The sequence below is a fragment of the Streptomyces sp. NPDC051286 genome (assembly GCF_044455345.1).
GTDB lineage: Bacteria > Actinomycetota > Actinomycetes > Streptomycetales > Streptomycetaceae > Streptomyces.
Window position 1 is genome coordinate 1 of record NZ_JBITER010000052.1, and the last position, 13430, is coordinate 13430.

The 13430-nt window shown below is 69.7% G+C and carries 11 protein-coding genes, 1 pseudogene and 1 riboswitch; of the genes and pseudogenes, 8 read left to right on the forward strand and 4 right to left on the reverse strand.

The window, feature by feature from the left end:
- From ACIBB8_RS32025 to ACIBB8_RS32045, 5 genes are all read left to right on the forward strand, one after another.
- Positions 1–458, forward strand: a 458-nt coding sequence (locus tag ACIBB8_RS32025; protein WP_398958111.1) for a flavodoxin-dependent (E)-4-hydroxy-3-methylbut-2-enyl-diphosphate synthase, incomplete at its 5' end; no start/stop codon positions are given.
- Positions 459–484: 26 nt separating this feature from the next.
- Positions 485–2386 (forward strand): 1-deoxy-D-xylulose-5-phosphate synthase, encoded by a 1902-nt coding sequence (gene dxs, locus ACIBB8_RS32030; protein WP_398958113.1) that lies wholly within the window; start codon positions 485–487, stop codon positions 2384–2386.
- A complete protein-coding gene (locus ACIBB8_RS32035) occupies positions 2383–3780 on the forward strand; it encodes an aspartate aminotransferase family protein (RefSeq protein WP_398958116.1) in 1398 nt (465 codons plus the stop codon). Before dxs ends, ACIBB8_RS32035 begins: the two co-directional genes overlap by 4 nt.
- A 62-nt stretch (positions 3781–3842) precedes the next feature.
- A complete protein-coding gene (locus tag ACIBB8_RS32040; protein WP_366690470.1) occupies positions 3843–4451 on the forward strand; it encodes an XRE family transcriptional regulator in 609 nt (202 codons plus the stop codon).
- Positions 4452–4484: 33 nt separating this feature from the next.
- A complete protein-coding gene (locus tag ACIBB8_RS32045; RefSeq protein ID WP_366137136.1) occupies positions 4485–4658 on the forward strand; it encodes a DUF6126 family protein in 174 nt (57 codons plus the stop codon).
- Between the two features lie 22 nt (positions 4659–4680).
- Here ACIBB8_RS32045 and ACIBB8_RS32050 read toward each other — a convergent pair whose 3' ends face one another.
- On the reverse strand, positions 4681–5493 hold the full coding sequence (locus ACIBB8_RS32050; RefSeq protein WP_398958118.1) for a tyrosine-protein phosphatase: 813 nt from the start codon (positions 5491–5493) through the stop codon (positions 4681–4683).
- A gap of 196 nt (positions 5494–5689) precedes the next feature.
- On the opposite strand from ACIBB8_RS32050, the pseudogene ACIBB8_RS32055 reads away from it, so the two are divergent.
- The 3 genes and pseudogenes from ACIBB8_RS32055 to ACIBB8_RS32065 all read left to right on the forward strand — a co-directional run bounded on the left by ACIBB8_RS32055 (position 5690) and on the right by ACIBB8_RS32065 (position 10169).
- Positions 5690–7794, forward strand: a pseudogene (locus ACIBB8_RS32055) (alpha-galactosidase).
- A 263-nt stretch (positions 7795–8057) separates the two neighbouring features.
- A riboswitch (cyclic di-AMP (ydaO/yuaA leader) is annotated at positions 8058–8234 on the forward strand.
- A 3-nt stretch (positions 8235–8237) separates the two neighbouring features.
- Positions 8238–9158: a peptidoglycan DD-metalloendopeptidase family protein gene (locus ACIBB8_RS32060; protein ID WP_398958120.1), complete on the forward strand. Its 921-nt coding sequence runs from the start codon at positions 8238–8240 to the stop codon at positions 9156–9158.
- A gap of 165 nt (positions 9159–9323) precedes the next feature.
- The gene (locus ACIBB8_RS32065) at positions 9324–10169 is read left to right on the forward strand and encodes an SGNH/GDSL hydrolase family protein (protein WP_398958122.1); all 846 of its coding nucleotides are present in this window, start codon (positions 9324–9326) and stop codon (positions 10167–10169) included.
- Positions 10170–10311: 142 nt separating this feature from the next.
- Here the strand turns inward: ACIBB8_RS32065 and ACIBB8_RS32070 are convergent, their stop codons facing one another.
- From ACIBB8_RS32070 to ACIBB8_RS32080, 3 genes are read right to left on the reverse strand one after another with little or no spacing between them, the layout of a single operon-like run.
- Entirely contained in the window at positions 10312–11229 is a 918-nt protein-coding gene (locus ACIBB8_RS32070; protein WP_398958124.1) for an STM4011 family radical SAM protein, read from the reverse strand.
- A gap of 8 nt (positions 11230–11237) precedes the next feature.
- Positions 11238–12587 (reverse strand): STM4012 family radical SAM protein, encoded by a 1350-nt coding sequence (locus tag ACIBB8_RS32075; RefSeq protein WP_398958126.1) that lies wholly within the window; start codon positions 12585–12587, stop codon positions 11238–11240.
- Positions 12584–13399 carry an STM4013/SEN3800 family hydrolase gene (locus ACIBB8_RS32080; RefSeq protein ID WP_398958169.1) on the reverse strand — a complete coding sequence of 272 codons (816 nt, stop codon included), beginning with the start codon at positions 13397–13399 and terminating at the stop codon, positions 12584–12586. Before ACIBB8_RS32080 ends, ACIBB8_RS32075 begins: the two co-directional genes overlap by 4 nt.
- Between the last annotated feature and the right edge of the window lie 31 nt (positions 13400–13430).

A 13430-nucleotide genomic window follows, 5' to 3' on the forward strand; every position in this document is an offset into this window, starting at 1 on the left:
CGTTCGGTGCGTTGCTGTCGGAGGGGATCGGGGACACGATCCGGGTGTCGTTGTCGGCGCCGCCGGCCGAGGAGGTCAAGGTCGGCATCCAGATCTTGGAGTCGTTGAATCTGCGGCAGCGGCGGCTGGAGATCGTGTCGTGTCCGTCGTGCGGGCGGGCGCAGGTGGATGTGTACAAGCTGGCGGATCAGGTGTCGGCGGGTCTTGAGGGCATGGAGGTGCCGTTGCGGGTTGCCGTGATGGGCTGTGTCGTCAATGGTCCGGGTGAGGCCCGTGAGGCGGATCTGGGTGTGGCGTCCGGGAACGGCAAGGGACAGATCTTCGTCAAGGGCGAGGTCATCAAGACCGTTCCGGAGTCGAAGATCGTCGAGACGCTCATCGAAGAAGCCCTGAGGATTGCCGAGGGCAGGGACGACGCGGGGACACCGTCGGGCGTCCCCGCCGTCACCGTGAGCTGAGACAGGACCGGAGAGGGGGCCCGAGCGTGACCATTCTGGAGACCATCCGGGGACCGCGCGACCTGAAGGCGCTGAGCGGACCGGAACTCGACGAACTCGCTGAGGACATCAGGAAGTTCCTGGTCGAGGCGGTGGCCAGGACCGGCGGACATCTGGGGCCCAACCTCGGGGTGGTGGAGCTGTCCATCGCCCTGCACCGGGCCTTCGACTCACCGGTGGACCGCATTCTGTGGGACACCGGGCACCAGAGCTACGTGCACAAACTGCTCACCGGGCGGCAGGACTTCTCCAAGCTGCGCGGCAAGGGCGGCCTGTCCGGCTATCCCTCCCGCGAGGAGTCCGTGCACGACATCATCGAGAACTCGCACGCCTCGACCGTGCTCGGCTGGGCGGACGGCCTGGCCAAGGCGAACGAGGTGCTCGGCCGCCCCGACCACGTCGTCGCCGTCATCGGGGACGGCGCGCTCACCGGCGGCATGGCCTGGGAGGCGCTCAACAACATCGCGGCGGCCCGGGACCGGCCGCTCATCATCGTGGTGAACGACAACGAGCGCTCGTACGCCCCGACGATCGGCGGGCTCGCCGACCACCTGGCCACCCTCCGCACCACCGACGGGTACGAGCGCTTCCTGACGTGGGGCAAGGACGTCCTGCAGCGCACCCCGGTGGTCGGACAGCCGCTGTACGGGTCGCTGCACGGCGCGAAGAAGGGGTTCAAGGACGCCTTCGCCCCGCAGGGCATGTTCGAGGACCTGGGGCTCAAGTACGTCGGGCCGATAGACGGGCACGACATCGCAGCCGTCGAATCCGCGCTGCGCCGCGCGAAACGCTTCCACGGCCCGGTGCTGGTGCACTGCCTCACCGAGAAGGGCCGCGGCTACGCGCCCGCACTGCGGGACGACGCCGACCGGTTCCACACCGTCGGTGCGATGGACCCGCTGACCTGCGCACCGCTCGCCCCGATGGTGAGCCCGTCGTGGACCTCGGTGTTCGGGGACGAGCTCGCCGCGATCGGCGCCGAGCGGCCGGATGTCGTCGCCATCACCGCGGCGATGCTGCACCCCGTCGGGCTGACGAAGTTCGCCGAGGCGTTTCCCGAGCGGGTCTGGGACGTCGGGATCGCCGAGCAGCACGCGACGGTCTCCGCGGCGGGGCTCGCCACCGGGGGACTGCACCCGGTCGTCGCCGTCTACGCCACCTTCCTCAACCGCGCCTTCGACCAGCTGCTGATGGACGTCGCCCTGCACCGGTGCGGGGTGACGTTCGTCCTCGACCGGGCCGGGGTCACCGGTCCCGACGGCGCCTCGCACAACGGCATGTGGGACATGTCCGTGCTCCAGGTCGTGCCCGGGCTGCGGATCGCCGCCCCGCGTGACGCGGAGCGGCTCCGGGAGGAGCTGCGCGAGGCCATTGCCGTCGACGACGCACCGACCGTGCTGCGTTTCCCCAAGGAGTCGGTGGGGGAGCCGGTACCGGCGACAGGCCGCGTGGGTGCCATGGACGTACTGCACCGCGCCGACGACCCCCACGTCCTCATCGTGGCGGTCGGTGTCCTCGCCTCCGTCTGCGTGCAGGCCGCAGACCTGCTCTCGGGCGGCGGGATCCGCTGCACGGTCGTCGATCCGCGCTGGGTGAAGCCGGTCGACGAACAGCTCGCCCCGCTTGCCGCACGTCACCGGATGGTCGCCGTCGTCGAGGACAACAGCCGGGCGGGAGGCGTCGGTTCGGCGGTCGGGCAGGCGTTGCGTGATGCCGGTGTCGACGTACCGCTGCGGACCTTCGGTATCCCCGAGCAGTTCCTCGCGCACGGCAAGCGTGCGGAGGTGCTGGCCGACATCGGGCTCACACCGGTCGAGATCGCCGGCCGGATCAGCGGTGCGCTCGCCGCCAAGGAAGCGGCCCGGGGGATTGAGGAGAGCGGGGAATGAAGGACGACGGGCCCAAGGGCTTCGATCTGGCGCAGCTCCTCGCGGAACGCGGGGCCGAGCGGTACGAGCTGCACACGAAATACCTCAACCACCAGCTCCCGCGGATGCTGCACACCATCGGCTTCGACAAGGTGTACGAGCGGGCCGAGGGTGCCCACTTCTGGGACACGGACGGCAACGACTACCTCGACATGCTCGCCGGCTTCGGCGTCATGGGTCTGGGCCGCCACCACCCGGTCGTCCGCAAGGCACTGCACGACGTGATGGACGCCTCGCTCGCAGACCTCACCCGCTTCGACTGCCAGCCGCTGCCCGGGCTGCTGGCCGAGAAGCTGCTCACCTACAGTCCGCATCTGGACCGGGTCTTCTTCGGCAACAGCGGTACGGAAGCCGTCGAGACCGCGCTGAAGTTCGCCCGGTACGCCACCGGGAAGCCCCGCATTCTCTACTGCACCCGCGCCTTCCACGGCCTGACCGCCGGCTCGCTCTCGGTCAACGGCGAATCGGGCTTCCGGGACGGCTTCGCACCGCTGCTCCCCGACACCGCTGTCGAGCTCGGCGACCTCGACGCACTGAGGCGCGAACTGAGACGGGGCGATGTGGCGGCGCTCGTCGTCGAGCCGATCCAGGGGAAGGGCGTCCACGAGGCGCCGCCCGGCTACCTGCGCGCTGCTCAGGAGCTGCTGCACCGGCACAAGGCGCTGCTCATCGCCGACGAGGTGCAGACCGGTCTCGGCAGGACCGGGGAGTTCTACGCGTACCAGCACGAGGAAGGCGTCGAACCCGACCTGGTCTGTGTCGCCAAGGCGCTCTCCGGCGGCTATGTGCCGGTCGGGGCGACGCTCGGGAAGGACTGGATCTTCAAACGCGTCTATTCGTCGATGGACCGGGTTCTGGTCCACTCGGCAAGCTTCGGCTCCAATGCCCAGGCGATGGCGGCCGGGCTCGCGGTCCTGGCGGTGATGGAGGACGAGGAGACCGTCGCGAACGCCCGCCGCACCGGAGAGCTGCTGCGCGATCGGCTCGCCGCGCTCACCGGCCGCTACGAACTGCTGCACGAGGTCCGTGGCCGCGGGCTGATGATCGGCATCGAGTTCGGCCGGCCGAGCTCGTTGAAGCTGCGCAGCCGATGGACCATGCTGCAGGCGGCCCGCAAGGGTCTCTTCGCGCAGATGGTCGTCGTGCCGCTCCTGCAGAAGCACCGGATCCTCACCCAGGTCTCCGGCGACCATCTGGAAGTGATCAAGCTGATTCCGCCGCTGGTCATCGGGGAGCCGGAGGTGGACCGGTTCGTGACCGCGTTCACAGCGGTGATGGATGACGCGCACAGCGGCGGCGGCCTGATGTGGGACTTCGGAAAAACGCTGGTCAGACAGACCGTCGTCAACCGCTGACGCGGAATTGCCTCTGAGGCAAAATATTTGCCTCAGAGGCAGGATGCTGGCCCAATAGGTATATGAACTCTCCCGATGGAGGGGTGGCCGACGAGCTGCCCGGCGTCGCGCCACGCCTGCGCGATCTGCGCCGCCGCCGTGGTCTGACCCTGGAGGCCGCCGCCCAGCACGCCGGGCTGTCCCCGGCCCATCTGTCTCGGCTCGAAACGGGCCGGAGGCAGCCGTCGCTGCCCATGCTCCTCGGACTTGCCAGGATCTACGGTACGACGGTCTCCGAGCTGCTCGGCGAGATCGCCCCCGAACGTGACGCGATCGTCCGCGGTGGCCGGTTCGAGGGGGCCGAGGCCGACGGCTGGATGTACCAGCAGGCCGGCGGGTCCGGCCGGGCGATGCAGGCCCTGCGCGTCCGGGTCCCGTACGGCGCCCAGGGTGATCTCGTGCGGGTCCATCCCGGCGAGGAGTGGCTGTACGTCCTTGCCGGGCGGCTGCGGGTGAGCCTCGGCGACACCGTGCACGATCTCGACCCGGGCGACAGCGCCCACTTCGACTCGCTCACCCCGCACCGGATCGCCGCCGTGGACCGCGACGGATCCGAGCTGCTCTTCGTCCACACCCTGTTGCAGAGCCCCGCCGCCGAGCTGTGCCTCGGCAGCGGTACCCACCGTCGCTGAGACCGGCCCGGTCGGTCACCAGAAAGGACTGTCATGTCCGATTCAGAGCACTTCGATCCGCTCACCCCGAGGTCCCAGAAGAACTACGACGCGCAGGAGCGGAAGTTTCCGCGCGGCGTGGTGATCAGGCTGTTCGCCTATCTCATCGCCGGACACATCTTCGCGGCCTTCCTGTACCTGCTCTTCGCGGTGGCCGGAAAGGGCTGACCTCGGCCGGTGTACGGTCCGGCTACGCCTCTTCGAGGAGCCGTCCGCGCAGCCGCTCCAGGATCTCCGGAGTCAGCTTCAGGCCCTCGGCGAGATAGCGGTCCGTGCTGCCCCAGGTCTCCTCGATGGTGCTGAAGGCCTCGGCGAGGTACTCGGCGCGGGCGTCGAAGAGCGGGCTGAGCAGCTCCACCACCTCGGGCGACATCCCGGTCGCCGAGGTGTCGGTGCGCCGGACCTTGTACCGGCGGTGCGGATCGTTGGACTTCAGGTAGTCGGCCTCGATGGCCTCGCGCTCGACGCCGACCGCCAGCAACGAAACCGCGATCGAGAGACCGGCACGGTCCTTGCCGGCCGCGCAGTGCATCAGAGCGGGAACGCTGTCCTCGGCCAGGGCGTGCAGCACCCGGCTGTGCTCGGCGGTACGGTCCCTGATGATCGACTTGTACGAGGCGGTCATCCGCGCCGCTCCCTTGCCGTCGGCAAGGACCGAGCGCAGCTGTGCGATGTCGCCGTCGCGGACCATCCGCCAGAACTCGGCGCCGTCGGCCGGGTCGGAGAGCGGAATGTTCACATTCCGCACGCCCGGCAGGTCCACGTCCGGGCCTTCGAGCCTGTGGTCCGCCGCATTGCGGAAGTCGAAGATCGTGTGCAGCCCGAGGCCGCCGAGGAACGCGGCGTCCTCGTCGGTGGCGTGCGCGAGGTGACCGCTGCGGAAGAGCCGTCCGTGCCGCACCCGGCGGCCGTCCACGGTCGGCAGTCCGCCCACATCGCGGAAGTTGCGCACACCTGCCAGCTCGGGTTCCGTCGACGGGACCTGCGGCACCTGCTGCGTCACGGTGTCTCCTGGAGTGTCTGGCGTCGGCGCGGCTCGCCGGCGAGGTCAGTTCCTGCGACGATACGACATTGAATTCTCTGGCCGTCATCTCGGCCGTTTCCCGCTGAACACCCCATGGAATTCCCCTCGCACGGGCGTTGCCCGGCCGTCGGCCGGCGGCCGATGATGTGCGGAACTGTGGGAATGCGGGGATGACGTGATCGAGACGGGTGAGCAGGGTCGGACCTGGCTGCTGACCGGGGCGAGCGGCAGCTACGCGCTGCACCTCACCGGCCGGGGCGAACTACTGCATCTGCACTGGGGGCCGCGGATCTCCCTCGCGGCCGCCGAGGCCCTCGCCGCCGCGCCCGAGCCGCCCTTGCGGGGCTTCGAGTCGCGGCTGGACGGCCGCGAGGAGTACCCGGTCGAGGGTGGCCCCGCTTCGTCCGGCCCGCTCTCTCCGTACGCACCCCCGAAGTCCGTGGTACCGAATGGGCGTTCGCCGGGGCCGTCGTGGACGGAGACGAACTCCGTATCGCGTTCGCCGACTCAGTGCAGCGGCTCGCGCTCACGCTGCACTACCGGATGCGGGACGACTCCGATGTCATCGAGCGCTGGGCCACCGTCACCCACACCGGTCCTGACGGTCCGCCGCTGGAGCTGTTGCGCGCCGACGCGGCGGCCTGGGCGCTGCCCGCCCGGGACAGCTGGCGGCTGAGTCAGCTGCACGGTCGCTGGGCGGCCGAGACACAGCTCGTACGGTCGGAGCTGACGTACGGCGAGAAGGTCCTCTCCAGCAGGCGCGGCCACACCGGACACCAGTTCCTGCCCTGGGTCGCGCTCGATGCGGACGGCGCCGCCACCGAGGAGGACGGCGAGGTGTACGGCTGCGCGCTCGGCTGGTCCGGCTCGTGGCGGATCGCGGTGCAGCAGCTCCCCGACGGGCTCGTGCAGATCACCGGAGGCGCTGGATACGACGACTCCGGGCTGCTGCGGCTCGCACCGGGGGAGACGTACACCACACCGGTGTTCGCCGGACTGTGGAGCGCCGAAGGGTTCGGCGGGGCGAGCCGGTCCTGGCACGCCTGGCAACTGGCCCATGTCGTCCCGGGCGCCGAGAGCCTGCGGCCGGTGCTTTACAACTCCTGGGAGGCGACCGGCTTCGATATCGCGGAGGACCAGCAGCGCGCCCTCGCCGAGCGCGCCGCGGCGATGGGCGTCGAGCTGTTCGTCGTGGACGACGCGTGGTTCGGGCGGCGCACCAGCGACCGGGCCGGACTCGGCGACTGGACACCCAACCCCGAGCGATTCCCCGGCGGGCTGAAGCCGCTCGCCGACGAAGTGCACGGACTCGGCATGCAGTTCGGCATCTGGGTCGAGCCGGAGATGGTGAACGCCGACAGTGATCTCTATCGCGCGCACCCCGAGTGGGTGCAGCACTTCCCTGGGCGGACCCGGACCGAATTCCGTCATCAGTTGGTGCTCAATCTGGCCCGGACCGATGTGCAGAACCATCTGTGGGAGCAGCTCGACAGGCTGCTCTCCAGCGCCCCGATCGACTATGTGAAATGGGACTTCAACCGCTGCTTCACCGATGCGGGCTGGCCGGGCGAGGACTATCCGCAGAAGCTCTGGATCGCGCATGTGGACGCGCTCTACACGCTGATCGACCGGCTGCGGGCCGCCCACCCCGGGGTCGCCTTCGAGTCCTGCTCGGGCGGCGGTGGCCGGATCGATCTGGGGATCCTCGCCCGTACCGACCAGGTGTGGACCTCCGACAACACCGACCCGCTCGACCGGCTCGCCATCCAGGAGGGCTTCGGGCAGATCCATCCGGCGCAGGTGATGGCCGCCTGGGTCACCGACAGTCCGAATGTCCAGCTCAACAGCAGGGTCAGTTCGCTGCGCTTCCGCTTCGTCAGCGCGATGGCCGGGGTGCTCGGGGTCGGCGGGGATCTCACCGAGTGGAGTGACGAGGAACTGGCCGAGGCACGGAGCTGGGTGGATCTCTACAAGGAGATCCGTCCCGCGGTGCAGCACGGCGCGCTGTACCGGCTGCGTGCCCCGCGCGGTGGACTCAGCGCCGTGCAGTACATGCACGGCGACGAGGCCGTGGTGCTGATGTGGCTGGAGGCACAGCGGTACGGGGAGCGGCCGCCGGCCCTGCGGCTGCGCGGGCTCGACCCCGCGGCGACCTACACCGACCTGGACACCGGGGCGGTCCACCACGGCGCCGTGCTGCTGCATCAGGGTCTGCACACCGGCCTGAGGGGGGACCTGGACGCGAAGGTGCTGAGGCTCCGACGCGGGGAACGCTCATGACATGTCCGTATTGCGTCTTTTAGCGGAACATGGCCTATTTCTACGGGAGATGATGCCCTCCTCGTGAGCGGGATCATATTCGTGACGGTGCGTGGTGGTGCCACGGATGGGTATTCCGGATGTCGCGCGGAAATCCAAGATCCGTAATCCACGGAGGGTGACCAGGATTCCGCGCCGATTTCCCGGCGCGGATTCCGTTGAGTAATCGACGGCTTGTTTCCGCCTTCCTCGCTCGCCTACGGTCACCCTCAATCCGGACGGACCGCCTAATCCTGCCGCCGCCCGGAATTCGCATCCACTCACGTGTGGCAGGAGCGGGGGAACCAGGTAAGCCGCCGCCCGGAGAGATCCGGTCGGCTCGGGGTGAAGTCGCGAACTGCGACCGGGCATCTCCAGCCCGAACCCGACAGCTCACCTCGTAGGCGCCGGAGAGGAAATTCTTCATGCCCGCATCGGGTAAGCATCGCCGTCCCAAGTCCAGCACGATCGCCCGTGGCGTCGCCGCCATCAGTGCCGGTGGCGCCGTCGTCGCCCTTCCGCTGCTCGGCGCCACCGGTGCCCACGCCGCGGAGCAGGCCGCGCCCACCGCGCAGTCGGCAGCCACGCACGCCGCCGCCGAGGCCGCGCCGGTCGTGAAGAAGCAGGTCGAGACCCGGACGTACTCCGTCGTCGCCGGTGACAACCTGTCGAAGATCGCCGCCGAGCAGCAGGTCGAGGGCGGCTGGCAGAAGCTGTACCAGGACAACCGCGCGGTCGTCGGCGAGAACCCGAGCCTGATCCTCCCGGGCATGAAGCTGACGCTCGGCGGCAAGCCGGCCGGCTCCGCCGCGACGACGGACACCACGCAGTCCGCTCCGGCTCCGTCGACCTCCTCGGCCGACAAGTCCGCGTCGCAGTCCAAGACTTCGGGCTCCGTCAAGACCACCACGGCCTCCGCCTCGGCCGGCCAGAGCAACAGCTCCGGCTACGTCCACCCGGTCCCGGGCAACCACACCACCGCCTACCGTGCCTCCGGCTCCAACTGGTCCAGCGGCAGCCACACGGGCATCGACTTCCCGGTCCCCACCGGCACCAGCGTGAAGGCGATCACCTCCGGCACCGTCGTCACCGCCGGCTGGGGTGGCGCGTACGGCAACCAGGTCGTCATCAAGCACGCCGACGGCCACTACTCGCAGTACGGCCACATGTCCTCGCTCTCCGTCTCGGCGGGCCAGACCGTGACCGCAGGCCAGCAGGTCGGCCTCTCCGGTGCCACCGGCAACGCCACCGGCCCGCACCTGCACTTCGAGATCCGCACCGGCCCGGCGTACGGGTCGGACATCGACCCGATCGCCTACCTGGCCTCGCACGGGATCTACGTCTGATCCACGGCTGATCCGGTCAGCTCGGTGAAGGGGCGGTGCGCAGCGGCGCGCCGCCCCTTCGCTTATTCCCCGTTTACCAAAACCTGACCGGTGGCCTATCTCACCACCCGTCAACCCCTTATTACGGTCGCGTAGGTCACATTCGGCGGTGCAGGATATGCGCTTGTGGCAGACGATTCGAGAAACAATCAACGTGGCGTCATCAACCGGCATGGCGCCATCGGGTCGTACGCAGCGATTGGCGACAGCTTCACCGAGGGAGTCGGAGACCCCGGCCCGGACGGAACCTTCGTCGGCTGGGCGGACCGTTTCGCGGTACTTCTCGCGGACCAGCTCCCGGACCCCGACGCGGCGACGAGCCCCGAGGGCTCCGCGCACGGAAACTTCCGGTACGCCAATCTCGCCGTACGCGGACGCCTCCTCGACCAGATCGTCGAGGAGCAGGTACCGCGCGCCAAGGAGCTCGCACCCGATCTGGTGAGCTTCTGCGCGGGCGGCAACGACATCATCCGGCCCGGCACCGACCCCGACGACGTGGCCGAACGCTTCGAGCGCGCGGTCGCCGAGCTCACCGACTCGGTCGGCACCGTCCTGGTGACGACCGGCTTCGACACCCGCGGCGTTCCCGTCCTGCGCCATCTGCGCGGCAAGATCGCCACGTACACCGCCCATGTGCGCTCCATCGCTGATCGCTACGACTGCCCGGTCCTCGACCTGTGGTCGCTGAAGTCCGTGCAGGACCGGCGAGCCTGGGACGACGACCGGCTCCACCTGTCGCCCGAGGGGCACACCCGGGTCGCGCTGCGCGCCGCCCAGGTCCTTGGTTTCGATGTACCGGCTGACCCCGACCAGGAGTGGCCCCCGCAGGCACAGCGCGGCACGCTGGAGGTCCGGCGCGACGACATCCACTGGGCGCGTGAGTACCTGGTTCCGTGGATAGGGCGTCGGCTGCGCGGCGAGTCCTCCGGCGACCACGTCGAGGCGAAGCGGCCGGACCTCCTGCCGCTTTAGGGCGTGTGTCGAAAGCCCCGCCTGCCAGGCGACGCCGGGCCCGCCCTACGGGCGGACGACGCTCCTTTCGAAACACGCCCCAAGCCCTCTCTTCGGCCTCATCGGCCGGACGTGCCCGTTCCCTTTCTGCCTCTCGGGGGCTTCAGGCTTGTCCGGCGACGGGGGACACCGGCAGGAACCGGCGCCCCGAGGGTGCCGGTTTGCCCGGGCGTCGGGCTGGTATGCGCTCCAGGACGCCACCCGCGAAGACGTCGTACAACGGCAGCGTCTCCAGATGTACATAGCCGATGTGGCAGTCGCAGACGGCGAGCGGACAGGCCCGCGGACCGAGCGCACGCCGGTAGCTGCCGTCGTACAGGTTGCCGAGCTCGGCCGGGACGAAGTGGCAACGGCGCACCGTGCCGTCGCCGTCCACCGAGATGACGGACTCGCCGGTCCGGCACGGCATGCCCGCCGAGCGGTGCGGGTGACGGCTGTACGGGAAGAGGGGGTCGAGGGCCGTCCAGCGGTCCGCCTCCTCGTCCGTGTAGCTCTGCCCCTCTGCGGCATTGACCCAGAGATAGACCTCGTCGGGCAGGTCGGTGCGGAGCCGCCGCGCCTCGTCGAAATGCTGCTCGAGACCGACGACACCGACGCTGTACCGGACACCGAGAGCGGACAGTTCCCGGCACCTGGCGAGGAAACGGTCGTACGGTGTCTGCCCCGGGTGGTACGTGCACCACAGTGCGATCTTGTCGCGGCCGGCTCCACCGGCTTCGGCCAGCCAGCGGGTACGACCGCTGAGATTGGTCTGGATCGCGACCCGGCCGATGTGCGGCAGCTGCGCCAGTTCCACCAACGCGCGGCGGTACCAGGAACGGACCAGCCCCTCGCCCCACGGCGTGAACAGCACTGAGATCCTGTCCCTGGTCTGCTCCGCCGCCCACGCGGTGAACCGCTCCAGGGCGGCGCGGTCGGCACGGAGCTGCTCCGGGCTGTCGCGCCGCTTGGCGAACGGACAGTACGGGCAGTCGTAGTCGCACGACGCCAGGGGACCCCGATAGAGGATCGTCAGATCCATGGGAGTGCTCACTTCGGTTCGTACGCGGCCATCGCGGCCCGTACAGCGGGGGAGAACAGTTCGGGACCCAGCGCGTCGGAGTGGGCGAGCCCCTCGGGCGAGAGCCGTAGCAGCCCGGACGCCACGGCGGACCCGTCCAGCCAGCCGCGCGCCTCGAACCGGTTCAGCTCACCTGGGAAGTCGTCACCGGGAGCGGCGCCGAACCGCTCGCGGTATTCCGCCAGTTGCAGCCCCTCGGCCTGAAGGAGAGACTGCAGAAGGTGGCGCCTGCGCGCCTCGTCACCGTCGACGTACCGCCCCACTTCCGCGCGGGAGAAGTCGTCGGTGGCGGTGTAGCCGTCGATGATCGCCCGCACTTTCCGCATGTCCACCGCGTAGTCGAAGGAGTAGTGCAGCCGACTGGTGTACGAGCGTGCGCCGCAGCCAAGACCGATCATGCCGTCCGTCTGGCACGCGTAGTCGGCAGGGCCCTGCTGCGGGGCGTCGGCGCGGCGGAACATCCGCATCGACACCTGCTCGTAGCCGTGGGTGAGGAGATGGTCCCGGCCCGCCCGGTACAGCCGCAGCCGCTCGTCGTCCCAGGCCGCGTCCGCCGCGGCTTCGGCGTCGGCGCCGAGCCGGTCAAGGCCGGTCAGCGGGCGCACGTAGAGCGGATAGAGATACAGCTCCTCCGGCTGCCAGGCGAGGGCCGCGTCCAGAGAGGAACGCCAGCTGATCTCGGTCTGTCCGTCGATGCCGTAGATCAGGTCGATGTTGAGGACCGGGATGCGTGCGTCGCGGATCCGGCCCAGCGCCGCCTCCACATCGGCGCGGCGCTGGGGACGGACCGCCGCGCGTGCCTCGGCGTCGACGAAGCTCTGTACGCCGATGCTGATCCGGGTCGTCCCGCGGTCGGCGAGGACGGCCAGCCGGTCAGTCGTTGCGGTCGACGGCGAGGTCTCGACCGACAGCGGCACGGACCGCAGGTCGGCGCCCATCCGCTTCTCCGCGATGTCGCAGAGCCGCTCCAGCTCGGCTGCCGCCAGGAAGGTGGGGGTGCCGCCGCCGAACGCGGCCGCGGCGAACCGCACCGCCTCGTCGTCACCCAGCGCGTCGCGCACGGCGGTGGCCTGCCGGTCCAGTGCGTCGAGATAGCGGGTCGTCAGCTCGTCGGGGGCGCCGATCCGGGTGAAGAGGTTGCAGAAACCGCAGCGGACCTCGCAGAACGGTATGTGGAGATAGAGCGAGAGCGCGTCCTTGCGCTCTCCCGCCCACAGCTCGCGCAGCGCGGGCCGGCCGTTGAGCGGGCGGTACGCCGTCTTGTGCGGATAGGCGTAGACGTAGCTCTGGTACGGGCGGACGGTGTGCGGACTGGTCATCGTGCAGTGGCCCCCGGTTCCAGGAAGAAGTGCGCGTACGGAACGGTCCAGACGGACTCGTGGCCGAGCCGGTGACCGGTGTAGCCGTCGTCCCCGTACGCCGTGCCGTGGTCGGAGCAGACGATGGCGAAGCAGCGCCGGCGGCTGCTCGCGGCGGCAAGGAGCCGGCCGATGTGTGCGTCGACGTACTCCAGGGCGGCGGCGTGCGTGGCGCGGGAGTCACCCGACTCGCGGGTGGCGCCGGGCTGGTGGAACCAGTTGGGCTGGTGCAGCGCCGACACGTTGACGAAGAGGAACAGCCGCTGTTCGGCGGGTAGCCCCGCGACGACCTGCTCGGCCCGCGCCACCTGGGCCTCGAAGGAGGTGGGTGACGCGACGCCGAACTCGGGTTCCCAGTGGCTCTCCTGGAACATGGCCGGCAGCACGGAACCGAGCGGGCCCTGCCGGTTGAAGAAGCCGACGCCTCCGATGCACACCGTGCGGTAACCGGCCCCGGCGAGAGCGGACACCAGATCGGGGGTGTCGAAGACGAAGGTCCGGGAAGCGGTGGTCTCACTGCCCGCGAAGCGTGCCGCGAACAGCCGGGGGTGAGGGCCGGGGGCGGCGGGCGTCGGCAGGAATCCCGCGAAGATCGCCTGGTGCGAGGCATAGGTGAAGCTGCCCGGGGCATGCCGCTTCTCCCAGACGCCGCCCGGCAGATGGCGGGCCAGATGCGGGATGCGTCCGGCGGCGGCCAGCTCCGCCGCCACGTCGTAGCGCAGGGTGTCGAGGATGACGAGCAGCAGATCGTGACTGCCCACGATCTCGCTCATGTCCGGATTCCCGGGGTGTTCCGAGGGGGCG